The sequence below is a fragment of the Curtobacterium sp. PhB137 genome (genome assembly GCF_003814955.1).
Classification (GTDB): domain Bacteria; phylum Actinomycetota; class Actinomycetes; order Actinomycetales; family Microbacteriaceae; genus Curtobacterium.
In genome coordinates this window covers 93,632-119,154 of sequence record NZ_RKQO01000010.1, presented here as the reverse complement: position 1 = coordinate 119,154, position 25,523 = coordinate 93,632, and the positions used below count along the sequence as shown (strand labels likewise).

Here is a 25,523-nt window from a genome sequence, read left to right as displayed (position 1 = left end):
CGGCGGCAGACCGCCTGACGTCAGCAAGCGCCGAGCACCCGCTCCATCGCATCGCGCTCGGCGGGCACGACCCACAGGCGGTACTCGGCCTTCACGGACACCTGGTGCTCGATGTAGGTGCAGCGGAAGGCCTTGTTCGCGGGCAGCCAGGTCGCGGCGTCACCCGAGCGCTTCTGCGAGTTCGACCGGCCGTCGACGGCGAACAGGTTCGACGGGTCGTTCGCCAGGGCCTCCCGCTCCGACTGACTGAGCTGCTGGGCACCGGTGCGCCAGGCGTTCTCGAGCGCGACGACGTGGTCGATCTGCACGAGGGTCGAGGTCGTGTTGCCGCGCACGAAGTCGATCGTCGCCCCGGTGTACGGCGAGACGAGCGTGCCGGTCATCACCTTGCACGGCCCCTGCCGCACGATGCCGCTGAGGTCGCGCGCGAGCACGTCGTTCCGGGTGTCGCAGCCGTTGTGGTCGACGTCGATCCACGCGCTGCCGAACTCGCCCGTGCGGTCGTAGCCGGTGCCGGCGGCCTTGCCCTTGACGGGCAGCGTGGCGAGGAGCGCGCGGGCGTCCGCAGCGTCGGCGTCGGTCGACGTGCTGACGGTCGGATCCGTCGGACCCGTCGGACTGGAGGCCCGGCTCGGCTCCGGTGCGTCGCTCTCGGTGCCGATCGTGGCCGTGGCGACCGCCGTGGGCCCGGCAGCTGCGTCGGCGTCCGGTCCGAGGACGCCGGTGGCGTCGAGGGTGTAGCCACCGATCGCGAGGGCCAGGACGACGAGGACGGAGGTGAGGCTGATGCGGGTGCGGGTGCGGCGGCGTCGGCGGGACGTCATGGGTGCGTGGAACTCCTGGTGGGGCGGCGGTGCGGTGGTGCGGTGGTGCGGTGGTGCAGTGATGCGGTTGTGCCGGCCGGGGTGGCCTCGACGATCATGCCGGAGACCTCGGACACGGCTGCGGACCGCCACGCTCTGAACGGCCGAACGGCCACGGCGTAGACAGGTCCGCATGACCGATTACGCGAATCCGTCCGTGACCGTCACCGGTGGGTCGATGCCGCTCCTGGGCTTCGGCACCTGGCAGATCCCCGACGGCGAGGCCCCCGCCGCCGTCGGCGAAGCACTGGCGGCCGGGTACCGCCACATCGACACCGCCACCGGCTACAGCAACCAGCGCGGCGTCGGGAAAGCCCTCGCCGAGTCCGGACTCGCCCGCGACGACGTGTTCGTGACGACGAAGCTGCCGCCGGACAACGCCGACCGCGTGCGCGAGACCATCGAGGAGAGCCTCGACCAGCTCGGCCTCGACCACCTGGACCTCTGGCTCGTGCACTGGCCGCCGAACGGCGAGGCCCGCCCGGACGTGTGGGAACAGGTCGTCCAGGCGCAGGCCGACGGACTGACCCGAGCCGTGGGTGTGAGCAACTACTCGCTCGACCAGATCGACGAGCTCGTCACCGCGACCGGCACCGCCCCGGCCGTGAACCAGATCAAGTGGAGCCCGGTCGAGTACGACAAGACGATCGCTGACGGGCTGTCCGAGCGCGGGGTCGTGCTCGAGGGCTACAGCCCCTTCAAGGCGAGCAACCTGCAGGACCCGACGCTGCTCGACATCGCCACCGCGCACGACGCCGACAGCGCCCAGGTCATCGTCGCGTGGCACGTCGCGCACGGCTTCGTCGTCATCCCGAAGTCGTCGAACCCGGAGCGCATCCGGTCGAACGCCGCCGGTGCCCGCATCGAGCTGTCGGCGGACGAGATCGCGGCGATCGACGCGCTCGCCCGCTGACGCGCCCGCCCGCCGACGCGCCCGCCCGCCCGCCGACGCTCGCGCGCGCTGACACCCGCGCTCGCGCTCGCCTGACGCGCAACCGCGCACTGCGCGTCAGGCGAGCAACGAGCGGATGTCGTCGGCGGTCAGGTCGTCGGCGAACAGGGCGTCGTCGTCGATCATCGTGGCGAACAGCTCGGCCTTGCGCGCAGCGAGGGCCAGGACCTTCTCCTCGATGGTGTCCTCGGCGATGAAGCGCTGCACGCTGACCGACCGGGTCTGCCCGATGCGGTGGGTGCGGTCGACGGCCTGGGACTCGGCGGCGGGGTTCCACCACGGGTCGAGCACGAACACGGTGTCGGCCTCGGTCAGGGTGAGCCCGAAGCCGCCGGCCTTCAGCGAGATGAGGAACGCGGGCGCGGTGCCCTGCCGGAAGCGCTCGATCACCTGTGGGCGTTTGCGCGTCGAGCCGTCGAGGTACTCGTAGCCGACGCCCCGTTCGTCGAGGGCATCGGACACCATTCGCAGGAACGACGTGAACTGGCTGAACACCAGGGCGCGTCGGCCCTCGGCCGCGAGCTGTTCGAGTTCGTCGAGCAGCAGGTCGAGCTTGGCGGAGGGGATCGGCGTCGAGGGCGACGCGGGCGAGTCCGACCCGCTCGAGACCAACGCCGGCGACAGTGCGAGCATCCGCAGCAGCGTCAGCGACCGGAACACGATCATCCGGTTCTTCGACAGGTCGTCGATCAGGTCGAGGACCTTCAGTCGCTCGCGGTTGAGCGTGCGCTCGTACAGCTCGCGGTGCGCGGGGTCGAGCGTGACCCGGACGACCTGTTCCTGCTTCGGCGGCAGGTCGGCGGCGACGGCCTGCTTCGTCCGGCGGAGCATGAGCGGCCGGATCCGACGCCGGAGCTTCGCGGTGAGCTGCTGGCGCGCTTCGCCCCGGAGCTCGGGGGAGGCAAGGGGCTTCACGTAGTCGTCGCCGAACCGGGTCCAGGTGGACAGCAGCCCGGGCGCGACGATGTGGAACAGCGCCCACAGGTCGGTGAGCCCGTTCTCGAGCGGGGTGCCGGTGATCGCGAACTTCACGGGTGCCTGCAGCTCGGACGCCACCCGGTGGGTCTGCGACTGCGGGTTCTTCACGAACTGCGCCTCGTCGAGCACGAGCGCCGACCACGGCAGGTCGGTCCACGCCTGCGAGTCGAGCCGGAGCAGCGCGTACGAGGTGACGACGACGTCGGCCTGCGAGGCCGTGCGGGCGACGAGACCGGGGTCCTTCAGCGATGTCGAGGTGACGGCGGCCACCCGCAGTGACGGCGTGAACTTCGCCGCCTCGGCCACCCAGTTGCCGACGACCGAGGTCGGCGCGACGACGAGGAACGGCGCCCCGTCGGGCTCGGCGGCTCGACGGGCGGCGACCATCGCGAGCACCTGCAGGGTCTTGCCGAGGCCCATGTCATCGGCGAGCACCCCGCCGATGCCGTGCGCCGCCAGGAACGACAGCCAGGCGTACCCGGCGTGCTGGTACGGCCGCAGTTCGGCGTGCACGGTGTCCGGCACCGGGACGTCACCCGGGGGAGTCGCCCCCATCAACCCCGCGGTGATCGCCTGCCAGCGTTCGTCGTGCGAGGTCTCGTCGGCGAGCAGGTCGAACTCGGTCCACAGCCCGGCCTGCAGCGGCGTCACCTGGATCGGCTGATCGGGCTCCCACTCGTCGAGGTCGCGGGCCTCGTCGATGAGTTCCTTGAGCCGGTCGAACGCGGGATCCGCGAGCGACAAGTAGGAGTTGTCGACGAGCTTCAGCCGCCGCTGCCGACCGGCCAGGGCGGTGAGCAGCGGGGTGAACGGGATCTGCTTGCCGTTCACGCTCACGATGATGCCGAGGTCGAACCAGTCGTGCTTGTCCGACGGCATCGTCGTGACGCGGATGTGCGGCCGCCCGCTCAACCGCTCGTAGTCGAGGCGCTCACCCTGCACCACCGTGCGGACGCCGAGCGCCGGCAACTCGGGCAGGAACTCGTTCGCGAACACCGCGACGTCGGCCCCGTCGATGGTGCCGTCCTGGAACCAGTCCAGTCCGCCACCGGGTCCGGCAGGGCGGACGGGAGGCTCGCCCGCGGTCGCGTCGTGGGCTCGCGCTGTCGACGTGGCGGGTTCCAGGGCCGCGGGCGCGTCGGCGTCGGCGGTCGCCGCCTCGGTGCCGGCTGGGTCGTCGGTGCTGGCTGGAACGTCGGTGCTGCCTGGATCGTCCGCGGCGCGGAGCCCGGACAGGTCGGGGAGCGGGCTGTGCAGCGACACCGGGTCCTTGCGGCCGTCGACGTGCCAGCGCCAGTGCAGGTGCACCCGGTCGTCGGTGCGGGGTGCCCTGGCGGGCTCGAACGTCGCCGTCAGCACGAGTTCGGGCGGGGTGCGCTCGGGCAGCTCGACCGAGCCGTCGGAGCTGACGAGCCCGAGGGCACCGCGCAGCCGGGGCGACCAGTCGGCCAGGAACTCGTCGACCTCGGCCGTCGGCACCGTGATGCGGGTGCCCTCGAGGAGCATGCGCCGTTGGTCCTCGGGCACGGGCGCCGGGGTCGGTGCGAGCCCGACCGTGAACTCCGGGCTCTCGCGGAACACGTACACGCCGTGGTCGCCGACCATCCGCGCCGCACCGGGGACGACCGGGCGGCCGTCGAGCACCGCGCTCGCGCCGATCACCACGGCGTCGTCGTGCCGGGCGACACCGGGCCGGGAGACATCGAGCAGCACCTGGGCCTGCTCGCCGAGGACCACCCCGCCCTCGCGCTTGCCGGTCACGAAGGCGATGTCGAGCCCCGACGCCTGCCGGAGCAACGGCCACAGCAGCGGGCTGCGGAAGTCGTCGAGGTGCAGCCAGTCGCTCTCGCCGGGCAACCCCGCGAGCTGGCCGGCACGGTGCAGGGCCGCGAGCTGCATGAACCACCCGTGCTGCTCGGCGCCGAGGCCCAGGCGGTTCTGCGAGTAGGGGAGCGTGCCCCAGGTGAGCTGCCCGCGCACCCAGTTGCCGGCGTCGCTGCGGGTCACCGGTCGGACCCCGAGCCGGACCGTGCGGGACGGCGCCGGCAGGGCGCGGCCGGCGGCCCGGGCACGGGCCGCGAGGGCGGCGGGGACCGCGTCACGCAACTCGAACTGCAGACCCATCCGGGTGCCCTGCGGGGCGACCGCCTGCTCGTCGTCACCGGCGAGGCGGGCGAGGTCGTGCCTCCAGTCCGAGGGCGGCGGAGCCGGCGCTTCCGGACGCGGGCCGGCGTTGGCGGCCAGGGCGCGCGCGTTGATGGTGAGCAGTGCGGCGGCGACGTGCTTGCAGTCGCCGCCGAGGGGACAGCTGCACGAGCTGCGGACCGGGCGGATGAAGTCGCCGCGGGCCACGGTCATGTCGATGCGGCACTCGTAGGGGTCGTCGGCGGTGCCGGAGACGGTCGCCGTGACGGTGCCGTCGTCGGCGTTCCAGACGGCATCGTCGACCAGGCCGGCACGCACGACGTCGCGTGCTCGACCGAAGGTCTGCGGCCCGACGAAACGGATGACGTCGACGGCGTCGATCATCGGGGCTGCTGGCACGGGTCAATCGTGCCAGGTGCCACCGACGCGCGGAGCCGCCGACCCGAACGGCACACATCGAGCAGGGCTACCGTCTGCGTGGACGGGCGACGACTGCTCGCCGCTCTCCACTCGATTGGACACGCTCATGCCGGACCGCTTGCGGTGGGTGCACGATTCTGCAGACCACTGGAACGTGTGGCTCGGCTCCGAAGTCGTCTGCGACGTCACCCGGACGGACCAGTTCACGGTGGACTCGCCGGACCACTCGATCAACGGGGCGCACTCCTCGCTCGAGAGCGCTGCGGCGCAGGTGCAGGGCTGGGTGCGCTGGAGCGGACGCTAGGGCGCCTGCTCGCTACGGCTTCGTCGCGTCGGTCGGCTCGCCGGCCGCCAGCTTGCTGTGCTTCCGCGAGTAGCCGAAGTACACGCGGAAGGGTGTAGTCGGGTGGTGGCTCGTGGTGTGACCGTTGAACCCGCGGGGATCAGGGTGTGGCCAGGGGTAGTCGGTTCGAGTGCCGAAGTGGTGCTGTTGCGGACTCACTGCGGACTCGTGCATCGCTCTACTGAGCGCCGCCGACGAACTGGCCTGGGGCCCCGCTGCTATGCCGCAAGCGAAGGGCGTATCTTCGATCTCACGCCGACTGTCGAGGTGGGAAGGTCCAACGAACGCGCAAGTTGAACTGAAGGTCGCTCACGGCGTGTCGATGTCGCAGGTCGCTATACTCATGTGTGAGTAACCTGTGGAAAGTTCTGTGGATAACTCATCGAACCAACCCTAGTAACCCGTCCCGAGGGGGTGAAACTTGATTACCGTTTTCGAACTAGCAAAAGAAATCCTGACTCGAATCGACCAGTCGGTGTCTGGAAAGAAGATCCAAAAGTTGGCATATTACTGTCAAGCCTGGCATGTCACTGCGTTCAACGAGCCGCTCATCGACGACAGCTTCCAAGCCTGGGAGCACGGTCCTGTCGTCCGCCAACTTTGGGGTCGCCACCGCTACGCGATGGCTGTTAGGGCGCGCGACATTGACACTCCCCTGCCGGACCTCCCAACTCATAGCGCCGAGCTGATTGCAGCGGTCGTCGAGTTCTACCGCTCGTATTCGGGTGACGAGCTCGAGAACATGACTCATGAAGAGCTGCCTTGGAAGTCGGCATGGCTTCAAGGGCGTAACACCAACATCGAATTGACGGCGATGCGCCGCTACTACAGTGGCGTGCTCGCTAGCCATGGGCATCACCCTGCGCTGCCGGCATCAAGCTTCGAGTACGTCCGGATGGACGACTTCGAGGAGATGGTCGCGGCCCTGTCTGATGATGCCCCTTCTGACCGTCTGGCGTCGACGCTGAGGCGAGCTAAGTTCAGTTAAGTGGGCGTTCTTCAAACTGCGAGGCCCCTAGGTGCTACCGATGACCTAGGGGCTTTCTCCTGTGGCGACTCGTCCATGGACGAGTGGGTGCGCGAGAAAGCGCACAGGGCCCAGGCGTCCCGCTCTGCCTCGGTCTGGGTATGTGAGGACGGCAAGGGGAATGTCTGCGGCGTCTTCGCGTTCGATCACCGCAGAGTCGTGCCGGCCGATGTGACGGGAAGCGCCGCGGGGGGACTGACAGAGATACCAGCACTTCTGCTCGCACGTTTCGCACTGAGAGTTGATCTGAGGGGAGCGGGCGTCGGCGAGGCGCTGATGACGGAGGTATTCATCGCCGCGCGGGAGTCTCTCGCTTACGTGCCGGCGCGCGTGTTGATCCTTGACGCCAAGAACGCTCGCCTCGCCAAGTGGTACGAGGAAAAGCTTGACTTCGTGCCCACTAAGACGGACCCGCTCAAGCTCTACATGCCGATGAAGAAGCTTCTCGCCACGCTTGACGTCGTCGGGCTCTAGGTGCGAGTGCTCGACAGGCACCTATTGAGGGCAACTCTCACGCGTCTACTCACTCGTAATGAATAGGTCGTCGGTTCGATTCCGACAGGCGGCTCCATGGAAAAGCCCCGTTCAGCACGCCCATCCAGGCCTGCCGAGCGGGGCTACTTTCTTTGCCAAGTGCACACAGCAGTGCACACAGCGTTCGCTCCGCGAAGACGCGTACCGCGCCGTCAGCTCGCACTCCATTGCAGACGCGAATGGCCCCCTCATGACGCGCGGCGCATGAGGGGGCCATTCGATGTCCGGTCTGCCTGACTACTGCGTCAGGTTGTCGGCAGTTCCCTGTAGCCCTGCAGCGTCTGCGGGGGCTGGTTGCTGTACTCGGGGATACCGATGTTCCTGCGGAACGTCAGCTGGGTACCGTTGTAGATCCGGGCCTTGGTGTTGTCGCCAAGATTGACCGACCACCACACCTGCCCTGTGCTGCCGTCGGGCACGGAGACCGTGATCACGTTTGCCATGTCGTCTTCCTCTTCGTCTGTCGGTACGTCGATGGGTTGTGCTGTGCCGGTCGCAAGCGGAGCAGCCTTCAGAATCGCTGTCGGGTCGACGCTCGACCCGTTCTGGTGCATGAGCAGGTGCAGGTGCGGTCCAGTCGAGACTCCGGTGCTGCCGCTGCGACCGATGAGGGTCCCGGCTTGTACGTTCTGCCCGTTTGCCACGTCGATGTACTGGAGATGTCCGTACCCGGTTTCGTAGCCGTCGGCGTGCTGGATGCGGACGTAGTTGCCGAAACCCTCGCTGACGGTCGCGCCGTGTAGCCCGGCGAAATTGACGGTGCCGTCCCGCATTGCGTAGACGGGCGTAAGCATGCTCGCTCGGATGTCGACGCCGTCGTGGAACGACCTGACCCCGGTGACCGGATGCGTTCGCCATCCGTACCCGGAGGAGTAGCTCTTGGCCGTCGCCAACGGGAACCACCACACGGTGGCTGCCGCTGCCGGCCTGGCGCCATAAGCTGCGTCGGCGACGAGGCCAGCAGCCACGATCGCTCCGACCCCTCCGATGAGTCCCCTTCGTGATAGCCCACTAGGTGGATCGATACTGCGTTGTTCGTTCACATCGCTTCCCCTTCCCCAGAGGGTGTCAGCACCGCCCCTCGGTGCTGCCCGCCCCCGAGGGGAACGCTATGGGCATCCTGAGTGCCGCCCTAGCCCCCGAAAGGGGGTGCGCCGCCGGCCGGGCTTGAACACGATCGGCCGCACCCCGAGCATCAGGGTGGTCCCCGTCGCGGAGGAGTTTGCGAACCTCTGACGGCCATCCGCGGGGCGCGGAACGGACGGGGCCCGGCCGGAAGTTACAGAACCGTTACTGCCTTCGATCCGCGTAAACGCGCGGAAGTAGCACTAGTGACATTTGACTCCGAGGTGCTTGTGGCACGACGCTCAGGGCATGACTTGGCAGGCGCTCGTGAGCGGACTCAGCGCCGAGAACCGCGCTGAGCTTGCTGCCGCGCTTGCCGACATCGGAGTAGACGACGGCGAGCCGCTGGAGACGTGGCTACGCCACTGGTTCGCGCACATCCACTCGAAGAAAATCGCCCCGAAGACCATCGCTTCGTACCGGACCAGCATTGAGCAGTACATCGTGCCGGCGATCGGAACCGTAGGACTCCGTGCGCTCACGCCGACCCACGTCGGGCAGGTTGAGGAGTTCATCCGCGGCCGAGGACTGGGTGGCGCCAGCGCTCAGCAGGCCCACCGAGTGCTGTCCCTCGCACTCCGTGATGCCGTCCGGTACGAGCACATCCCGCGGAACGTCGCGACGCTTGTGAGCGCACCCAAGAAGAAGCCGGCGCAGCTCGTCGCCCTCACCGCCGACGACGGAGCTCGGATCCTCGAGACAGTGCAGCACGACCGGCTCGGTTCACGCATCGCCGCCGCACTGTTGACGGGTGCACGGCAGGGAGAACTCCTCGGCCTCGAACTCGACCGTGTCACCGACGAGCTCGACTTGTCGTGGCAGTTGAAGCGGTTCTCGTGGTCGCACGGCTGCAGGGGGGAGTCGTTCGGGCCGCCGCGCTGCGGCGCACAGCAAGGGGCGAAGTGCCCTGACCGGCACCTGGCCGCTCCGGAGGATCAGGAGTTCCGCCACCTCACGGGTGGGCTCTGGCTGTCCCGGCCGAAGTCCGCCGCCGGGTGGCGTTTAGTCCCGCTGGTCGATCCGCTGCGGTCGATCATCGAACGGCGTGTGCGTGTTGCTGCGTCGGAGCCGAACCCGCACGGGCTGCTGTGGACCTCCGACCCGAAACACAGTCGGCAGGGCGGCGCCCTCCCTGTCGCTGGCTCTCCGATCGACCCGCGCGACGACAACCGCGCGTGGCACGACATGCTGAGGAGAGCAGGCGTGCAGGACGCTCGACTGCACGACGCACGCCACGCAGCCGTCGACCTGCTCTACGCAGCCGACGTCTCCGAGGCCGTGATCAGCGACATCGTCGGCCATTCGGCGGTCACGATGTCCAGGGCGTACCGCTCGCGAGGAGACCGAGACGCCCAACGCGCGGCCCTCCAAGCGATGGCGCGACTCGTCACTCCGACCGGTCCATCATCATCAAAAGGGGGAACACCATGAACCGTCACGCCAGAATCGCGTCGGCCTTCGCAGCTGCAGCCGCCATCGGCATCCTGCTCGCTTCATGCAGCGGTGGAGGGGCGACCGATCAGGGCGAAGCGGCGGGCGCTTCTACATCGGAGACGAAGACGACGGCGCCGACCCCCGTCGAGCACATCGCCGACACGTGGACGTTCGACTACCAGGGAGCGACCGGCACGTTCAAGCTCAGCGGCGACCCGAGCAACGCTGATGTCGCAGCAGTCGAAGCGGCCCGTGCTTCCGTCGATGGGGAAGCCGTCACCTTGGTGCCCGTTGAGCTCGACAACACGGCAGGCACCGAGGATCTCAACATGTACGGCGTCACCATCGTCACGAAGGACGGCCAGCAGATCGAGAGCATCGACCTTGCCGACAAGTTCTCCGCCTGGGAAGACGCAGCCGGAGACGATGTCGACAAGTACAACGCCCTCGTTGACGTCAACAACAAGTACACCCTGTTCGACCTTGCACCAGGTGCGAAAGGCACCGCTCTCCTCGCATTCGACGAACCCGTCACCTCCGCATGGCGGGTCACCGTGATGCCCGCCGGAGGGTTCGACGAGGTCGACGCCAGCCCAGGTCAGTAAACCGGCCCCGACGGCGAGATACTGGGTCGGTGACGAGAGTAGTAGGCACCCTCCGGTCGACCGAGACGCAAGAGTCCGAAGGCAGCGGCGACAACATCACTGAAGCTCGACAGGCCGCTATCGCGGCGTTGAACCTCGACGGGTTTGAACTGCAGCAGGTGAACACGGTAACGAGTAAGGCGACGGGGGAGACCACGATCAAGGCACACGCGAGGTCGAAAGCGACGAAGCCGCACGAGGCGACCGGTGCGACTTACGACACAGCGCTGCAGGCGTACCTCGCATCGGTTCCCGAAGGGTGGCAGTCGCAGAACCTACGAGAGGTCCGCGGCTAACTCAGCAGTCCGCCGGCAGCCTCACGCTGAGCGCTTGCCAAATCCGAACCAGCCGAGAAGGCGCTTTCCGACCCAAGCCTTCTGCTGTTGAAGGGGTGGCTCAACCGGGTTCCCGTCACCGGCCTCAGCGCCGGTTGAAATCCATATCTTGTGCAGGGCGTTGATCGCGTCCCGATCTGAAGTGGACACTGGGCTGTCGGCTAGGAAGGTCGAGAGTACGCCGGCAATACGCCGCACCACGTCTCGGCGCATGCTCGGCGTTCGACTCTGAGTGCCGTACCCCCAGTCAACGGTTGCGAGTGCCGTGGCCGTCCCCCTCTCGATGAGCTCACGACGCTCCTCGTCGTTCAGCTGCCCGGCGTACTGAAGCTCGAGCTTCGCCATAGCTTCCTCGAAGTCATGACCGAGGAGATCGCGAGTTCTGATGGTCTGCGGTGGGATCGATCCGCCCTCGGGCACACCCTCCCGGCGTTTCCACTGATCAGCGAGCTCATCCGAGCGAAGAAGGTGCTGGTAGGCGCTGAGGGCGACGTCCAAAGCCGCCTTCCCCGCTTCTCTAGCTCTCTGTTCCCGCAGATCCTCCGCCGCGCGGGCGCGAGTGAACTCATCCTTCTTTCGGTCGCGGCGGTCGCTCAGCGTGTCTCGGAGGACGTTCGCGAACAGTCCCAGCAGAACGCCCGCGACAAGAGGAACCGATGCCCCCGCCTTGCCGATGAGCTCAGCAATGCCTTTCAGGAACTCTTCCATCGTCGAACGGTACTGGCTGTCGGTGGTGGTCGTCACCATGTACCCCATGGCCGAGCGCAGGTGGGCTGCACCTCAGCACCAGGACGTTCCCGTCTACGCGGCGGCGTCACTGCCCCTCGACCAGATCGGGGAGCCGGAGCAGCTTGATGCGCGTGAGCCGATCTGGATCGACCGTCTGATCTTCGATCAGATTGGCGAGCTCGAGAAGGTGAAGGCGTTCGCCGTCGCCCGCTCCGACGTCGCCGTGTACGTCGAAATCTCGTGGCAGGGGAGGCTGCAGCGCGCTTGGGTGCCGCGGCGGTCCGTCACTCGGCGCAAGCTCGCGCCACGTCGCGACTGATGGCACGACGGCGCCGCGACCGCTGGGCTCTCGGCCCCGCCTACTCACTCCCCGAGCTGGCACGGGGTGGCCCCGACTACGACGTCACCCCACCCGACCCCGTGCTCGCCTGGGTGCAGTTCCCTGACCGTATCCTGGAAGTAGAAGCCCACGTCATCGCGTACACGGAGCGCGCGGTGCTCGTCGAGTGGGGGTTCTCGCAGGCAGCCGATTCCGCGTGGGTCTGGCGCGACGCGGTGATGCCCCGCCAGACTCCTTAGCTATGACATCGAGTGTGCACATCGGGTTGCAAGGGCTGCGCGACGCAATCGAACTGCTGGCGCACACGAAGAACACGATCGAGGGCGGCGCCGCAGTCGGATCTGGAGCGTTCTGGGCATGCGCGCTCGACGAGCAGCTGCGTGCCGCCGACGGAACCTACGACGATCGCCGGGATGCCGATACGCAAGGTCGGCTCATGCCAGGAATCCGCTTGGTGCGAAACGCTGTGACTCACGGGGCCGTGGTAGCCGTCGAGCAAAGGCCAGGTCTCGTCTTTCCAGTGATCTTTCCCTCGAAGTTCGAGCATCTGTCGTACCGTCCCTTGGCTGACCTTCTCGCCAGCTGGGTAGGTCACCGAGATCAGCGGAGGGATAACGCTCGACAGGATCGAACCTACGCTGCGAGACTCGTCGGCTTTCCCGTGGTCGATCCGCTGGTAGATGTGTTCGAGTGGTTCCTCCGAGAGACGGGCGTCGCTCTCGAAGAGTTGCCGTGAGCGGTAGGCGATGCTCTGGCCGTCGAGGGTGGAGACGTCGACTAGGACGCTGATGCCGCGATTCGCTCGCACGGCTGCGAGGTAGGGGAGACTGCCGCACGTCTCATCGTCTACCGTGATCCGCATGACAGCGGAAAGCGGACTTATGATCACCAGCGAGGCCGACGGAACGTTCACGCTCTCTCGCGAGAGCGACGCCCGAGTACTTGGACGCTTCCGCGACGATGACATCGATGGTTGGAGCGCCTGGTTCGAGGACGGAACGGAGGCCCGCAGGTTCCTCGGCACGTTCGAAAACGACGACTGGGCGGCTGCGGAGATCGTCCAGGTGGCCAAGGACGCAGGCGTTCTCTGAGCACGACGAAAGACCCCTCGAGCTCCCGAAGGAGCCCGAGGGGGTCGACTGGTTGAAATCGCTTGGTGCTAGTCGGCGAGCGTGAGAACCCCGCGGCGTGCTCGCACGGTGCCTACGAAGTTCGACAACTCCAGGATGAACTGGAACATCGTCGTGCCGGTCTTCACTGTCGCGGCCGTCGTTTCAAAGACCACTGCTCCGGCATCGACCAGAGGCTGGTAGCTCAGCGCCCCGGAGTCACCGGCGTTCTGACTCATGTCAGCCGACGCCATGAGAATCGACCCGTCGCTGCTCTGGTGGTTGAGCTGCAACTGGATGCTGCTCATCTGAGCGCCTGCATTGAACACGAACTCGATCGCTCCCTTGACCCTCCGACCAATCCACTCCGGCGGGCACGCGATGTTCAACTGTCGGAGGTGTGTGTTGGTTGCGGCCGTCGACACAAGCTGCTGCCAGTTGCCCGGTCGTAGATCAGTCGAAGGTACGAGCGATCCGGTTACGGCTCCGATGATCTGCCAGCCGGTTGCGGTCGAACCCGATCCGTCCATGAACGGGTTGACGATGAGGTTCAAAGGGTCGGCCGGCAGCACAGGTAGCGGGTTGACCGAGGGATAGAGCGGCGCGAGCCGGTCAGCGATGAGACGGCCCATTCGGGGAGCGGCAGCTCGATTCTGGTGTAGCCCGTCGCTGTCGATCGTGTAGCCGGATTTCCAGGTCATCGCGGTCGCGTTCACGACTGGGGAGGTGACATCGACGACAATCACACCTCGAACTGCGAGGCCGAGAAACCATCGGTTCAACTCGGCGAGGGCGAGGCGCTGATCAGCGGAGTGTGAGTCGCGCGGGTTCACCGTGCAGAGGATCGAGGTAGCACCGACGCTGGCGTTCAGGGCCACCATCTGCAGAATGTTCGCCTTGATGTCCGCGACTGGAACGAGGTTGGTGACGTCATTCACGCCGATGCCGATGAGCACGTTCTGTGGCTGATAGGCGAGCACGTCCCTGTCGTACCGGGCCAGCAGCTGTGCGGTGGTATTGCCGACGACGCCGGTGGAGGCCAGAACGGCGAAGCGGTGCCGAAGGAACACGTTCGCCCAGTCGAACGCTCCATGCTGCTGTCGGCGGAACGCATTGGACGTGTCCGAGCCCTCGATTTCCGCAGCGATTCGTGAGTCTCCAGCGAGCACGATCGTTGAGCCCCTGTAGCTCGGCAGGCCAAGTTTCTCTCGGAGAGCGCGGACGGCGGGCTCCGGCGGCAGTTTCGTGTCTGCGTCGAACGCGAGGAACGAGGGAATTGCCATGAGCGACCTCCTGGTCAGTTCGATGAGTACGCGTCGGTAGCGGCGTCGTAGGTGAGGGATGAGCCATGCGGCACGGAGTACACACCGGTATCGGGGTCGTACTCGAGAGGCGCGGAACCGCCCCCGGCGCCGCTGCTGGCGATGGCCTGCGCCAGAGCAGCGCCCTCCGGGGTCGTCGGGTCAGCGAGGTTCGCCGCGAGAGCTGTTCGCACGACATCCGGCAGCTGCCCGGTAACCCCCGCCGTGATCGCAGAAGCCAGGTCCGACCACAGCGTGTACCCGTCACCGATCTTGATGACCCGCGACGTCTCGTCGTACCCCCACTCACCAGAAGCGAGCGGACGCTGACTGTTCTCCCACGCGTCCGCGTTCCCGCGCCGCACCACAATCGTGGCGTAATCCGTTGCCATGCTGGCCTCTCTCCGATGTCACGGCCCTACGGCCTGGAACTGGGTGTCACGCCTCGTTGCGGTGCGACTTGATGTCCGTCACCACGGACCGCGGGTACGTGAGCTCGAGGATTTCCTGCTGCGCCCGCAACAGCTCATCCCGCTTCTCGTCGATCTGCTGCTGCAGGTTCTCCTGCTCCTCCTGCAACCGATCACGTTCCTGCGTGATCGCCGCGATGATGCCCTGCTGCGACGTCGCCGACCGCTGCAACGTGTCGATCGTGTCCGTCAACCGGCCCACCGTGGACTGCAGACTCACGACCTGTGCCTGCGAGATGTCGAGCAGCTTCTGCACCGTCTGCACCGCGGACTCCTTCGCGGACCGTTCCTCCGCCGCAGCTTCCTTGTACCGGGCGACGATGTCGTTGCTCTCGTCGGCCGTGTTCTTCCGCTCCTGGATGCGAGCGTTCCGCCGATTGTTCAACCACGCCACGAGGGCGGAGATCGCAGCCGCGAGGACAGTGGCGGAGATCAGCACGGATGCGATCTGCCCCACCGGAACCACCGACGCCGGATCCACGGCCGGTCCAGGAGTCGGGGACGGGCGTGTGGCAACCCAGTGCAGCACCACACCCCACCGCTCGGTCACTCGACGCGCTCCGAAGGCAGCGGGGTCTCCTTCGCCTCAGCGACACGGCGCGACAACACCCGGTACCGCTTCCACAGCCAGAACGCCGGCCACAGACCGAGCAGCACCAGGTGAGACCGTTGCGTCGTCCCCGTCAGGGACAGATCCACGACGGTCTGCACCAGCTGAAAGACGGCGTACCCGACAGGCTGCACAACCATCAGGGACACCCCCAACCGTTCAAGGGTGAGGTGATCGTTCCGGAGCATCCCAGCGATCGCCAAAGCCGCCCCAGCAACACCGAGGCACGCGACGAGGATCACCGTCCCCCGGTAGAACAGCGACGAGAGGGGGTCGGGGGTGAAGACAACGAACCACGTGGTCCACACCGCACCCCACGCGTACACGACGAGGTAGTCCCGGTTCTCCGGAGCCATACGTCTCAGGATCCGCAGCATGCGGCCCCCTTTCCTGAAGCCCACCGGTCAGACGGTGAGGTCGCCCTGCTCAGCGCGGATGTCCGTCTGCGACGGTTCGAACTGCGCCGGCTGCAGCTCCTGCGACTTCGCAGCCGCCGTCTCCACCGCCACCGACTTCGGGACGGAACCGATTCCGAACCGGGTCAGGAACTCGTTCACCGCGGGGATCGCGAACACACGCGTCAGGGCGCCAGCCACCGCAGTGATGACCGCAGCGGACGCGAGGAGGACGCCGTACACCTTCCCGTCGACCGGGAGGCCGAGCGCGTCGATGATCGTCGGGAGGACACCAGCGAACGTGATGAACGCGGGGATGCCCACCTGGACGATGGTCCGCAGCACACGCTGCGCGGCGTACCAGATCTCGTCGACCTCGATGGTCTTCTCTTCGTGCTTGCCGTTGTCGCTCACGCTGCGTCCTCCTCGGACAGAACAGCCTTCACGGACGCTTCGAACACCGGCGACAGCGCAACCCCGAGGGAGTCACGGCGAGCACGGCAGTCCTGGATCAGACCAGACACCTGCGCCGAAGACAGCGTCTGGAACAGGCTCGTGTCACCAGGGACAGCGTGGGAGTAGGTGATCGCGCGGGAGCTCGACACGGCGGTGAACGACAGCTCACCGATCGCGTACTGCTTCTTCGTCTTCTCGGACGTGACGTACAGCATGTCTGCCTCGACTTTCGGGGTGGGTGGCTTGATGGGTGCGGCGGGCTTCGCCGGTGGCTTCACGGACGCGGACGGCTTCGCGGTGAGCCGGGTGCGTGCGTCCGGGTACGGCGGAACGGCCTCGGCACGGGTCGCGAACTCGTGATGCCACGGCTCAGGGGCGGTCTTCGCCCAGTCCGGCCATGTGCCGCCGCGTCCCTCGACGATCTGGTGCAGGCGGGCGAACTCGTCCGAGTAGAGGGCACGGTTCGACCCGTCCGGCATGGTGATACCGAAGTCGATCGCGTTGCCGTGCAGCACCTCGTCGTGCCGGGAGGTGAACGGTGGGGCGACGACGACACCGAGCGCGAACCGGTTGTTCCACAGGTACGACTGCCGTGGCCTCGAGCGCATGCCCTCGTTGACCGACAGGGAACCCGACCGGCCCTTCGACCGTAGGTACGCGTTGAAGTCGATGATCGTGGACAGCACCTGCAGAGCGATGCGCTCCGACATGACGTACTGCTCCACGCCGCGGAGTTCCCCGAACGAGGACTTCCGCACGCTGAACTTGGCGACCATGACGGCCCCCTTTCACGACGAAGGCCACCCCTCGGGGTGGCCGGAAGATGAGTGAGTGGGTGACTAGAACGACACGACGCCGATCTGCACACCCTTCGTGCGGATCGTGTCCGAGTCCTTGTCGGCGTCCAAGAACGCGCGAATCACGTTCGCGCCACCCTTTGTCCGAGCGATGCCCGACACGGAGAAGAAGATCCCCGCACCACCCTGGATGCGAGACAACCGAGTCGACGACGGGTGCAGCACATTCTCGTCGTTGAAGACAACCGACAGCATCCCCGACGCGTTCTGCTGATGCGACCCCACCGCAGTACCCGTCACGGTGATGAACACCAGCCGGTCACCGTCCGTGTAGAACTGCTGCCCAGCGATCCGCACACGACCCGCAGCAGGCGTGACATCCGTGTCCACGTTGTCGTCCGCAGACGGGAGCGCATCGATCGACTGCGCACGACGCCACTGCGACGCCGCGAACGTCCCCGCAGCCCGGTACGCGAAGTCCACATCCATGCAGTACGCCTCCGTCCCACGGAGGAACAGCAGCGGACTCATCTGCAGCAACGCCGCACGCGACGTCACGTGGATCGAAGGACGCACCGACGGCAACGGCGAGTACAGAGTCGACGCCGCCAACGTCTGCCCGGCGCCGCGCGTGAACTGGTGCAGCGTCAGGAACTCCTGCCCCGTCTCGAGAGGAACCGTGTTCCCCTTCAACACGGTCAGCTTCACGGGCTGCGCAGCGTTCGACGGGGAGTACAGCAGACCGATGTAGTAGATCGTCGTGGACGTCACCGCCGGCACCGTCAGGTTCACGTTCGCGTCGATCTGATGACCGAACCCGTTCACCACCGCCCGGGCGTACCCGGACACTGTCGACCGGCGGATCGTCACCGTGTCGTTCGTGTTCACCGTCATCGCGTACGGGTTGCCCCAGTCGTCGAGGATGCCGTTCCCGACAGCCCCAACCGTCTGCGCCCACGCACCATCCGTCAACTTCTGATCAACGATCGGGAACGAGCTCTCCGTCATGTCACTCTCCTTCTAGATCGCCTGCAGCATGCGGACGCTCTTCAACGTCTTCGCCACACGAGTGTTCGTCTTCGTCGTCCACGCCGACGAGTCCCTGGACCCGACCACCGCGGACACGGTCTCCGTCGGGGAACCGTCCTGCGCCTGCACTGTCGTCGTCACTTCACGGACCAGGTTCGACAGGTCGAGGCCGTCGATGAACACACCGACCTTGTCGCCCACGAACCAGTCACGCCGGTACTGCACGTCCGCGGAGTCGGTGATTGTGAACGACACCGATACTGGGTTCGAACCGTCCGACAAGGCATCATCCCCAGCGTCCGTCAGCTCCGCCGCGACGGTCGTCTGTCGTTGGTCGATCAGCTGTTCCACCTTCGCGCCCCACGCCGCCTCAGCGGCCGTGGAGACACGTTCCACGAACAGGCGCGCCTGCCCCTGTCCGCCGCCAGCGACGATCGCGTCCGTGACCGTGGGACGGGTCAACGTGTACGACCAGTCCTCACCGATCACACCGCCCGTGAAGTCCCGGACGGAACCGAACCGGACGTTCGCCGTGCGGTTCGTGATCGGCCGCACCATGAACTGCAGGAACGGCGCCGTGTCCTCGCCTTGGAGGATGTCGACGTGCAAACTGCCGGACTCGGCGATGTCCGAGACGGTGTCGCCGAGCAGCGCGAGACGGCCCTTGATGGACACGTTCCGACCCCGACCCTGCGTGGCAGGAACCCGCAGCCCCGACACTCTTCGTGCCGCTCGAGCACCAGGGCCAGCGTTGACGTTCACGTAGCTGAGGAGCACCGACTCCGCCGGCCCCGACCGGTTGTCGTACGCGGCCGGCTGCGAAGTGATCGCCGACGTCGGATCCGGGTACAGGATCCGGTCGTTGAGGACGTCGAGGTCCGACACCCCGGAGATTGTCGACACCGTGCCGCCACGTTGGATGCTCGTAATCGGCCCCGACATGACCAGCTTGTCGCCGCGGGTGATGAGGACACCGTTCCCCGGCGTGAACATCCCCACGAGACCTTCGTTGCGTGCCGTCACCGTCCACGTACCCGGGTCGGTGCCGGTGACGTTGTGCCGCTCCACGACGGTCAACGACGACCAGAACTTCACGGGATCGTAGGATCGGCGGAGGTTCTTGTCCCGCGGCTGGATCATCCACTGAGGCATGCGACCTCCAAGATCAGAACGCCGACATGTACTTCTCGAGCCACCGGACCGTCATCGACGTGTCCGCACCCGACGAGCCGAGCTGCACGTTCACCCGGTTCATGCCCGGACGGAGCGGCGCGAACGTTGAAGTGGGGGAGATGTACGGCCACGCCACCTGCCCGCCAAGACGAGCAGACCGGCGGCGAGGATCCGTGACCAATACCAGTTCCGCACCATCAGCGACCGCCGACGTCATCACCATTTTCGTGCCAGGGAAGCTGAGTTCCGCGATCGTCGCTGGCCCATCGACGAGGACTTCCACCCACGCCGGCACATCACCCTGCACGGCCATCTGCATGCCGTTGCCGATCGTCACCGAAGCGGAGATCGCACGGGGCCACACGTTGTCGTCCGTGGTGGAGAGGAACACTTCCCCGTCAGCGATGCCGTACGTGAACGACGTGTACTCGCGGGCGTGGAAGAACGGATCCACCGCGAGGAGCGTCAGCCCGAAGTTCTCGAACCGTGCCCCACCAGCAGACCCACCATGCTCACCCGTCCAACCGTCCTTGTAGACGACGTCGAGGAGCCGTTCCCCGTTCACCGACGACACCCCGAGGCGGAACGTGCCCGTGTCACCCACGTCCACGAGATCCCACATCGGTGCGATCAGCCCACGGAGCTCCGTCAGCTTCTCCATGAACTCCACATGGGACGTGTCGGACGCGAACTTCAACGGTAGGAACACTTCCCGCTCGTCGACGTTCACTTCCTGCAACGACGACCCCGGCATCCCCGGCGTCTTGATCGTCACCACGTCCAGCGGGGGCAACTGCAGACCAGTCGCCCCCGCCTTCAGGATCCGATCCACGTCAACGTTCAACGGGACCACGAGGGACCCGTCCATCGACTCGAGCCAGATCCGGCGTGTGTCTTCCCGCACGATGACGGGCGGAGTCGTCGGGAAGTCAGGCCCGGTGAATCCGTTGCCGTCGAGGATGTCGACGAACTCGTCCGCCGGCCCGCCGCCGTCGATCACGTTCGTGATCTCGAGGGACGGCTGACCGCCGCTGATCAGTGCTGCCACAAGATGCCTCCGATCAGCGTCCGCCAGTCATGACTTCCTTCTTGTGCACCCACGACTCGAACTCGCGGACAGCGCCACGATCCGCGTTGTGGAACACCGGCGCGTACGTGTTGCCGCCGCCGCCGCCGCTCTCGGTCGAGACGATCTCCCGCAGCGTCTGCATCGGCAGCGCCACCTCCGGGTCGCGGAGGTTGTTCTGCACCAGAGACAGCCCCTGGGGGAGCACACCGCCCTTGTCGTACAACGTCGGAGTCAGACCGCCGACAATGCCGCCAGCAGCCATCCCCCCGCCCGAAGGACGGCCCTTGTACTCGAAGTGCCACGGCTCACGCTGCGAGAACGACAGGCCCGTCGGGTACCAGCCGAAGCGGGGACCGTTCGAACGCATCCACGCCTGCGAACCACCACCGACGTCCGCCGCGTTACCCAGCCCGTGCACCGACGAGCCCGGGGTCGCTGCGAGGTTCCCGCCAGCCCGGTACATCGCGTACCGCTTCTGCTGGTTCGCGAGATCCCGGTAACCCTCCGTCAACGACAGGCCACCACCGAACGCCCGCTGCATCGCCTCCCACGCGACAGCAGCAGCCTTCCGGAGATACCCGCCGATCGGACCGACACCAGAACCACCCGTGAACCCGGTGACCTTCGACAGCGCCGACTTCGGCAGCTGCCCGTTCTTCCCGTTCCCACCGAAGTTCCCAACATCGCCGCCGCCCATGTTCTTCAACACGGACACGGCGCCCGACAGGAGCTTGTTCCCCATGCCCGCTGCAGCGTCGACCATGCCGCCCGAACCGGGGATGTTCCCGATCACGGACTTCACGAGCTTCCCAAGAGTCCCCATGGGATCCGAGACGACTTGCGACGCGGTCTCCGCGGCGTTCTTCGTCCAGTCCCACGCTTTCCCCGCAGCACCCTTCGTCCACGACCAGGCAGCCTTCGCACCCGCGAGGAGCCCGTTCCCGTTGCCGCCGTCCGAACCGGAGTTCTTCTTGACGACACCGCCCTTCGCGTAGCCCGTCATCTGGCGGACAGCGGAGGCACCACCGGAGTTGCCGGCGGCGTTCAGCGCGTGGATCGTGGACGGCCCGAGACCGCGCACGACCTCGGGAACGAGGACACCTTCACCGCGACGCATCGGCGTCATCACGTCGTCACGCTTCGCAGCCTGGTAGCCCGGGATCACACCACCACGGGCGAACCCGTCAGGCAGGCTGACCTTGTCGATCTTCTTCGTCCCGAAGAACCCAGCGACCTTGTTGAAGTTGCCGATGAGGGCCTTGTTCACGACCGTCTCGACGACGAACTTGATCGGTGCCTTCGCGGCCGACTTGACAGCCTCCCACGCCTTCGCGATGCCGTTCTTCATCGTCGTGAACGCAGACGGGATCGTGTTCTTCGCGACGTCAGCGAGCTTGTCGAAGACCGGCTTCAGCCAGTCCCACACCGACTTGATCGCTGTCTTGATGCCGTCCCATGCGGGCTTGATCGCGTTGCGGTACAGCCACGTGAACGCTGCGCCGAGGGTGTTCCGGATGAAGCCGACGACGGTGCGGAAGATGCCGCTGACGACACCCCACCAGATGGAGATTGCCTGCTTGATCCACGCGAACACCGGACGGATGACCGAGTCCCGGAACCATGTGAACACGGCTCCAAGGACGGTTCGAACGAAGCTGACGACCCGGTTGAAGATTCCGGACACGACGCCCCACCAGATGCCGATGGCGGACTGGATCCACGCGAAGACGGGCTTCACCACGGAGTCCCGGAACCACATGAATGCCGGCGCGACGACCGTCTTCACCATCGCGACGACGAGATCGAAGATCGCGGACGCGGTGTTCCAGAACCAACGAACGACCGCAGCGATGCCGTTGAAGACCGGGGTGACGATGTTCTTCCACCACCAGGTGAAGACGGCGCCCACGAACCGGACTGCGGCCATGATGCCGTCGAATGCGGGCTTCAGGATCGTGCTCCACGCCCACTGCGCCGCGGTGGCGATGCCGCTCCACGCGGGGACGAACACCTTCTGCCACAGCCATACGGCGGCGTCACCGACGGCCTTCACGCCCGTCTTGATGCCCGCCCAGACAGCGTCGACACCGGTCTTGAACCAGCCGATGTTCTTGTACGCCCAGATGAACCCGGCGACGAGCAGACCGATCAGCGTCACGATCTTCACGATCGGGTTCTGGTTCATCACGAAGTTCAGGGCCTGCTGCGCGCCCTTCACGAGCCACGTGGCGAAAGACCACAGCTTCATCGCGGCTGCGACGACCTTGATCTTCTTGGCCCACGTGGCGAACCCGCCGGCTTCTGCGATCTTCTGCTGGATGATCCAGGCCTTGTAGGCCAGGACCAGGCCGCCCAGCGCGCCCACGAGGACTGTGGTGGCGACTTTGTTCGCACGCATGAAGCCCGTGACACCGACCAGTGCAGGGCCGATCACGTTTGCGAGGAGGAACGCAGCAGCACGGAACGCACCAACGAACGCGCCCGCCATGATCGTCGCAGTCGGACCGAGCGCAGCGGCAAGGTTCTTCACCGACGGCACCAGGCTCGACGTCACGAACGACGAGATGTCGCGGAACGCCCCCACGATGACCGTTCGGGCAGCCTGCACGCCCGACACGACCGCAGGGTCAATCCCGGAGATCGGCGCGGACACCTTCCCGGTGAACGCGAGCTTCCCGAGCCCACCAGCGATGCCGAGGAACTTCGTGACCTTGTCACCGGCACCATCAAGGCCAGCTGCAGCAGAGTTCGCGATGCCCTCGAGCGCCGGAGACACGGTCTGGTAGATGCCAAGCGCGACGTCTTCAAGCTGCGACTGCAGCTTGTCCATCGCACCGCCGAGACCCTTCATCTTCGACTGCGCCACAGCAGCAGCACCACCCTGACGGGTCACAGCGCCAGCCATCGCGTCGAAGTTCGTCGCACCGGTCTTCGCAAGCGCAGCGACCGCAGCGAGCGGTTCACGGCCGAACGCGAGGACCGACTGAGCAGCGAAGTCCTCCTGCGTCATCGTCTTCCGCGCTTCCGCAAGCGACTCAATGACCGCGCGGAGACCCACGAACTTGCCCTGCTGATCGAAGACCGACAGGTTCAGGGCGTCGACAGCCTTCTGCGCCTGCTTCGACGGCCGCGCCAGGGACGCGAGCATCCCCCGGAGAGCAGTACCCGCCGTGTCACCCTTCAGGCCGTTGTTCGCGAGGATCCCGATCGCCGACGCCGTGTCGGACAGGCTGATGCCGAGCGTGTTCGCGACGGGTCCGACGTACTTCATTGACGTCGCGATGTCGTCGACACCACCAGCTGCAGCGTTCGCCGTGTTCGCGAGAACATCCGCGACCATCGCCGCGTCCTTCGCGGCGAGACCGAACTGGTTCAGAGAGTTCGCCTGAATCTCCGCGGCACGACCACCAGACACCTGCGCGGCAGCCGCAAGCTGGATGGTGCCCTTCGCCGCTTCCATCGCGTCACGGGCAGAGAGACCACCCTTGGCGAGCTCGAGCATGATGTCCGCAGCGTCCTTACCGGACGTCGCGGGAAGCGTGAGATCAGAACCGAGCTGGCGGGCCGTGCGGCCCACTTCCACCATCTGCTTACCGGTGAGGTTCGCGACAGCCTGCAGCTCGTTCATTGTCGCCGTGTACTCGTTGCCGAGCTTGATGACCTGCCCGACGCCGATGATCGCGCCGAACCCGGCAGCCATCCCCGCGAGAGGCTTCAACGTCGCCAGAGCAGTCGCCGCGACGTTCTTCGCGCCCGCAGCGACCTTCCCCAGCCCGGAAGACAGGGGAGCGCCAGCAGCAGCAAGCCGGCCGAACCGGGACTGCATCAACGCGGTCTGCTTCGACCCCTGCGCCTGCGCAGCCGACAACTGCCCGGTCACGGTCTTCTGCTCGTTGAACGCAGCCTTCAGCTGATCCTCAACCGCAACAACCTTCATGCCGGCGAGCTGCTGCTTCCCACGCGCCGACGTGAGTTGCTGCTCCGCCTTCAACGCCTGCGACGACGACGCCGTGTACTTCTTCCGCTGCTCAGCGAGACGAGCCTCAGCCGCCTGCACACCAACAGCGGCAGACTTCTCCTCCGACCGGGCCTTCGCGATCGCGACCTTCTCCGACTGGATTGCCTTCGCTGCGCGCTTCGACGCGACCTCGAGCTCCGACACCAGCGTCTTCGCCGCCGAAGTCGACCCGCCAGCTGCGACACCAGCCGAGAACTGACGGCCAGCAGACAGGCCCGCGGTCTTCGCCGCGGTACCTGCCTGCTTCGACATCGTCGATGCGAACTTCGACATTGACGGGAGCACATCGAGCCACACAGCTGAACCGGCCACAACGCACTCCAATGTCTAGTTGTTGACGAACCAGCCCGCCTCAACGACGGCCATCTCGGCCCGCTGTTGCGCCAAGTACTCGGCGTCTGCTTCGTCCTGCTCGGTCGGCTCCACGACAGGAGCGGGCAGCAGGTCCGGCTTCGGGACAGCCGACTTCGACAGCGCCGACTGCACCGTGTACAGCAGCACCCGCATGATCGAGTTCGTGTCCCGCGCGATCCAGTCGGAGTCCTGCCAGTCCGTGTCCCGATGGGCACGGTGGAACGCTGAATCGGTGGGTAGACCCTCGACAAGGACCCGCAGCTGCCGGGTGCTGATGCGCCCCTGCAAGTACTCCGCCAACGGATCCCGCGGCGCGTACGTCGACTGCAGTGCAGCATCCCCGGGACCCTGATGGTCACCGAGGAGTTGCAGCATCGCCTCAGCGCGGACCTGCACAGCAACAGGGTGCGTCGCCGGCCGGTCCGCGATCTCGAGGTCGAACTCGTCGAGGTCTACCCCCGTCAGTTTCCCTGCGAGTCCTTCAGGTCCTGACCGACAGCGATCATCACGAGGTTGATGCCCTCGTCGGTGCCGCCCTGCTCGATGAACTTCTCGTACTGCTCATCACCGAGGAGGATGCGGCCCTGAGCGGACTCGTCCTCGTCGTCGGCGCCCTTCAGCGCCTTCTTCGTGGCGGTGTCGTAGAAGTACGGGTGGGGCAGGTAGAACGGCTCACCACCCTCTTCCACGAAGATCTCGATGTTGTCGCCACCGACGGACTCCTCGACCTTCCGCCGAGCGGCGGCGAGGGTGTACGACGTGCGACGGTTCTTGTCAGCCTTGCTGGTCATGCTGGTCTCCTAGTGAGCTTGGTGAGCTCGTGAGCAGGGGTAACAGGTGGCGGCGGCGCAGCTCACCAAACGACGCCGCCAC

28 protein-coding genes are annotated in these 25,523 nt (G+C 66.4%); 10 read left to right on the top strand and 18 right to left on the bottom strand.

Annotated elements, in window-relative coordinates; translation table 11 throughout:
* Positions 1-20: 20 nt before the first annotated feature.
* Positions 21-824: an HNH endonuclease family protein gene (locus tag EDF28_RS17965; protein WP_185094292.1), complete on the bottom strand. Its 804-nt coding sequence runs from the start codon at positions 822-824 to the stop codon at positions 21-23.
* A 172-nt stretch (positions 825-996) separates the two neighbouring features.
* Here EDF28_RS17965 and EDF28_RS17960 point away from each other — a divergent pair, with 172 nt between their 5' ends.
* On the top strand, positions 997-1,776 hold the full coding sequence (locus tag EDF28_RS17960; protein WP_221182587.1) for an aldo/keto reductase: 780 nt from the start codon (positions 997-999) through the stop codon (positions 1,774-1,776).
* A gap of 96 nt (positions 1,777-1,872) precedes the next feature.
* On the opposite strand, the gene EDF28_RS17955 is transcribed toward EDF28_RS17960, so the two are convergent.
* Entirely contained in the window at positions 1,873-5,337 is a 3,465-nt protein-coding gene (locus EDF28_RS17955; protein WP_123939270.1) for a DEAD/DEAH box helicase, read from the bottom strand.
* Between the two features lie 127 nt (positions 5,338-5,464).
* Between EDF28_RS17955 and EDF28_RS17950 the strand changes: the two genes are divergently transcribed.
* A complete protein-coding gene (locus EDF28_RS17950; RefSeq protein WP_123292404.1) occupies positions 5,465-5,662 on the top strand; it encodes a hypothetical protein in 198 nt (65 codons plus the stop codon).
* A gap of 12 nt (positions 5,663-5,674) precedes the next feature.
* Here the strand turns inward: EDF28_RS17950 and EDF28_RS17945 are convergent, their stop codons facing one another.
* Positions 5,675-5,860, bottom strand: a complete 186-nt coding sequence (locus EDF28_RS17945) for a hypothetical protein (RefSeq protein ID WP_123939269.1) — start codon at positions 5,858-5,860, stop codon at positions 5,675-5,677.
* 262 nt (positions 5,861-6,122) lie between these two features.
* On the opposite strand from EDF28_RS17945, the gene EDF28_RS17940 reads away from it, so the two are divergent.
* Positions 6,123-6,689 carry a Panacea domain-containing protein gene (locus tag EDF28_RS17940; protein WP_123939268.1) on the top strand — a complete coding sequence of 189 codons (567 nt, stop codon included), beginning with the start codon at positions 6,123-6,125 and terminating at the stop codon, positions 6,687-6,689.
* 75 nt (positions 6,690-6,764) lie between these two features.
* Positions 6,765-7,202, top strand: coding sequence for a GNAT family N-acetyltransferase (locus EDF28_RS17935; protein WP_123939267.1), 438 nt, complete (start codon positions 6,765-6,767; stop codon positions 7,200-7,202).
* Between the two features lie 305 nt (positions 7,203-7,507).
* Here EDF28_RS17935 and EDF28_RS17930 read toward each other — a convergent pair whose 3' ends face one another.
* Entirely contained in the window at positions 7,508-8,230 is a 723-nt protein-coding gene (locus EDF28_RS17930) for a M23 family metallopeptidase (RefSeq protein WP_123939266.1), read from the bottom strand.
* 406 nt (positions 8,231-8,636) lie between these two features.
* Here EDF28_RS17930 and EDF28_RS17925 point away from each other — a divergent pair, with 406 nt between their 5' ends.
* Genes EDF28_RS17925 through EDF28_RS17915 form a run of 3 tightly spaced genes read left to right on the top strand, consistent with a single transcriptional unit; the run spans position 8,637 to position 10,761 of the window.
* On the top strand, positions 8,637-9,818 hold the full coding sequence (locus EDF28_RS17925) for a tyrosine-type recombinase/integrase (RefSeq protein WP_123939265.1): 1,182 nt from the start codon (positions 8,637-8,639) through the stop codon (positions 9,816-9,818).
* Positions 9,815-10,426 carry a hypothetical protein gene (locus EDF28_RS17920; protein WP_123939264.1) on the top strand — a complete coding sequence of 204 codons (612 nt, stop codon included), beginning with the start codon at positions 9,815-9,817 and terminating at the stop codon, positions 10,424-10,426. The genes EDF28_RS17925 and EDF28_RS17920 overlap by 4 nt, the downstream gene beginning before the upstream one ends.
* A 29-nt stretch (positions 10,427-10,455) precedes the next feature.
* Complete coding sequence (locus EDF28_RS17915) at positions 10,456-10,761, top strand: hypothetical protein (protein WP_123939263.1); 306 nt, start codon at positions 10,456-10,458, stop codon at positions 10,759-10,761.
* Positions 10,762-10,782: 21 nt separating this feature from the next.
* On the opposite strand, the gene EDF28_RS17910 is transcribed toward EDF28_RS17915, so the two are convergent.
* Entirely contained in the window at positions 10,783-11,508 is a 726-nt protein-coding gene (locus EDF28_RS17910; RefSeq protein WP_148086819.1) for a hypothetical protein, read from the bottom strand.
* Here EDF28_RS17910 and EDF28_RS17905 point away from each other — a divergent pair.
* Both EDF28_RS17905 and EDF28_RS17900 read left to right on the top strand, forming a co-directional pair.
* Positions 11,486-11,848, top strand: coding sequence for a hypothetical protein (locus EDF28_RS17905; RefSeq protein WP_148086818.1), 363 nt, complete (start codon positions 11,486-11,488; stop codon positions 11,846-11,848). The genes EDF28_RS17910 and EDF28_RS17905 overlap by 23 nt on opposite strands.
* Entirely contained in the window at positions 11,848-12,108 is a 261-nt protein-coding gene (locus EDF28_RS17900) for a hypothetical protein (RefSeq protein WP_123939260.1), read from the top strand. The genes EDF28_RS17905 and EDF28_RS17900 overlap by 1 nt, the downstream gene beginning before the upstream one ends.
* Here EDF28_RS17900 and EDF28_RS17895 read toward each other — a convergent pair.
* Complete coding sequence (locus tag EDF28_RS17895) at positions 12,105-12,677, bottom strand: hypothetical protein (RefSeq protein ID WP_185094291.1); 573 nt, start codon at positions 12,675-12,677, stop codon at positions 12,105-12,107. The two genes, EDF28_RS17900 and EDF28_RS17895, sit on opposite strands and share 4 nt — an antisense overlap.
* 52 nt (positions 12,678-12,729) lie before the next feature.
* Between EDF28_RS17895 and EDF28_RS17890 the strand changes: the two genes are divergently transcribed.
* Positions 12,730-12,960 (top strand): hypothetical protein, encoded by a 231-nt coding sequence (locus EDF28_RS17890; RefSeq protein WP_123939258.1) that lies wholly within the window; start codon positions 12,730-12,732, stop codon positions 12,958-12,960.
* A 68-nt stretch (positions 12,961-13,028) separates the two neighbouring features.
* Here the strand turns inward: EDF28_RS17890 and EDF28_RS17885 are convergent, their stop codons facing one another.
* The 12 genes from EDF28_RS17885 to EDF28_RS17830 all read right to left on the bottom strand — a co-directional run bounded on the left by EDF28_RS17885 (position 13,029) and on the right by EDF28_RS17830 (position 25,441).
* Positions 13,029-14,261, bottom strand: a complete 1,233-nt coding sequence (locus tag EDF28_RS17885; RefSeq protein WP_123939257.1) for a GDSL-type esterase/lipase family protein — start codon at positions 14,259-14,261, stop codon at positions 13,029-13,031.
* A 14-nt stretch (positions 14,262-14,275) separates the two neighbouring features.
* Entirely contained in the window at positions 14,276-14,671 is a 396-nt protein-coding gene (locus tag EDF28_RS17880) for a hypothetical protein (RefSeq protein WP_123939256.1), read from the bottom strand.
* A gap of 46 nt (positions 14,672-14,717) precedes the next feature.
* On the bottom strand, positions 14,718-15,206 hold the full coding sequence (locus EDF28_RS17875) for a hypothetical protein (protein WP_123939255.1): 489 nt from the start codon (positions 15,204-15,206) through the stop codon (positions 14,718-14,720).
* 89 nt (positions 15,207-15,295) lie between these two features.
* On the bottom strand, positions 15,296-15,736 hold the full coding sequence (locus tag EDF28_RS17870) for a hypothetical protein (protein ID WP_123939254.1): 441 nt from the start codon (positions 15,734-15,736) through the stop codon (positions 15,296-15,298).
* Between the two features lie 27 nt (positions 15,737-15,763).
* Positions 15,764-16,168, bottom strand: a complete 405-nt coding sequence (locus EDF28_RS17865) for a hypothetical protein (RefSeq protein WP_123939253.1) — start codon at positions 16,166-16,168, stop codon at positions 15,764-15,766.
* Entirely contained in the window at positions 16,165-16,986 is an 822-nt protein-coding gene (locus tag EDF28_RS17860) for a hypothetical protein (protein ID WP_123939252.1), read from the bottom strand. Before EDF28_RS17860 ends, EDF28_RS17865 begins: the two co-directional genes overlap by 4 nt.
* 63 nt (positions 16,987-17,049) lie before the next feature.
* Positions 17,050-18,015 (bottom strand): hypothetical protein, encoded by a 966-nt coding sequence (locus tag EDF28_RS17855; protein WP_123939251.1) that lies wholly within the window; start codon positions 18,013-18,015, stop codon positions 17,050-17,052.
* Positions 18,016-18,027: 12 nt separating this feature from the next.
* The gene (locus EDF28_RS17850; RefSeq protein ID WP_123939250.1) at positions 18,028-19,188 is read right to left on the bottom strand and encodes a siphovirus ReqiPepy6 Gp37-like family protein; all 1,161 of its coding nucleotides are present in this window, start codon (positions 19,186-19,188) and stop codon (positions 18,028-18,030) included.
* Between the two features lie 13 nt (positions 19,189-19,201).
* Positions 19,202-20,257, bottom strand: coding sequence for a phage distal tail protein (locus EDF28_RS17845; protein WP_123939249.1), 1,056 nt, complete (start codon positions 20,255-20,257; stop codon positions 19,202-19,204).
* Positions 20,258-20,270: 13 nt separating this feature from the next.
* On the bottom strand, positions 20,271-24,569 hold the full coding sequence (locus tag EDF28_RS17840; RefSeq protein WP_123939248.1) for a phage tail tape measure protein: 4,299 nt from the start codon (positions 24,567-24,569) through the stop codon (positions 20,271-20,273).
* 54 nt (positions 24,570-24,623) lie between these two features.
* The gene (locus tag EDF28_RS17835; protein WP_123939247.1) at positions 24,624-25,046 is read right to left on the bottom strand and encodes a hypothetical protein; all 423 of its coding nucleotides are present in this window, start codon (positions 25,044-25,046) and stop codon (positions 24,624-24,626) included.
* 65 nt (positions 25,047-25,111) lie between these two features.
* Positions 25,112-25,441, bottom strand: a complete 330-nt coding sequence (locus tag EDF28_RS17830) for a hypothetical protein (protein ID WP_123939246.1) — start codon at positions 25,439-25,441, stop codon at positions 25,112-25,114.
* Positions 25,442-25,523: the final 82 nt, after the last annotated feature.

Bases quoted from the DNA above. Each gene is read 5' to 3' on its own strand.
- EDF28_RS17870 (WP_123939254.1), bottom strand. From the start codon at position 15,736: ATGCTGCGGATCCTGAGACGTATGGCTCCGGAGAACCGGGACTACCTC.
- EDF28_RS17900 (WP_123939260.1), top strand. From the start codon at position 11,848: ATGGCACGACGGCGCCGCGACCGCTGGGCTCTCGGCCCCGCCTACTCA.
- EDF28_RS17960 (WP_221182587.1), top strand. From the start codon at position 997: ATGACCGATTACGCGAATCCGTCCGTGACCGTCACCGGTGGGTCGATG.
- EDF28_RS17840 (WP_123939248.1), bottom strand. From the start codon at position 24,569: ATGTCGAAGTTCGCATCGACGATGTCGAAGCAGGCAGGTACCGCGGCG.
- EDF28_RS17965 (WP_185094292.1), bottom strand. From the start codon at position 824: ATGACGTCCCGCCGACGCCGCCGCACCCGCACCCGCATCAGCCTCACC.
- EDF28_RS17880 (WP_123939256.1), bottom strand. From the start codon at position 14,671: ATGGCAACGGATTACGCCACGATTGTGGTGCGGCGCGGGAACGCGGAC.
- EDF28_RS17890 (WP_123939258.1), top strand. From the start codon at position 12,730: ATGACAGCGGAAAGCGGACTTATGATCACCAGCGAGGCCGACGGAACG.
- EDF28_RS17905 (WP_148086818.1), top strand. From the start codon at position 11,486: ATGCCTTTCAGGAACTCTTCCATCGTCGAACGGTACTGGCTGTCGGTG.
- EDF28_RS17925 (WP_123939265.1), top strand. From the start codon at position 8,637: ATGACTTGGCAGGCGCTCGTGAGCGGACTCAGCGCCGAGAACCGCGCT.
- EDF28_RS17920 (WP_123939264.1), top strand. From the start codon at position 9,815: ATGAACCGTCACGCCAGAATCGCGTCGGCCTTCGCAGCTGCAGCCGCC.
- EDF28_RS17850 (WP_123939250.1), bottom strand. From the start codon at position 19,188: ATGCCTCAGTGGATGATCCAGCCGCGGGACAAGAACCTCCGCCGATCC.
- EDF28_RS17950 (WP_123292404.1), top strand. From the start codon at position 5,465: ATGCCGGACCGCTTGCGGTGGGTGCACGATTCTGCAGACCACTGGAAC.
- EDF28_RS17885 (WP_123939257.1), bottom strand. From the start codon at position 14,261: ATGGCAATTCCCTCGTTCCTCGCGTTCGACGCAGACACGAAACTGCCG.
- EDF28_RS17935 (WP_123939267.1), top strand. From the start codon at position 6,765: ATGGACGAGTGGGTGCGCGAGAAAGCGCACAGGGCCCAGGCGTCCCGC.
- EDF28_RS17830 (WP_123939246.1), bottom strand. From the start codon at position 25,441: ATGACCAGCAAGGCTGACAAGAACCGTCGCACGTCGTACACCCTCGCC.
- EDF28_RS17855 (WP_123939251.1), bottom strand. From the start codon at position 18,015: ATGACGGAGAGCTCGTTCCCGATCGTTGATCAGAAGTTGACGGATGGT.
- EDF28_RS17860 (WP_123939252.1), bottom strand. From the start codon at position 16,986: ATGGTCGCCAAGTTCAGCGTGCGGAAGTCCTCGTTCGGGGAACTCCGC.
- EDF28_RS17910 (WP_148086819.1), bottom strand. From the start codon at position 11,508: ATGGAAGAGTTCCTGAAAGGCATTGCTGAGCTCATCGGCAAGGCGGGG.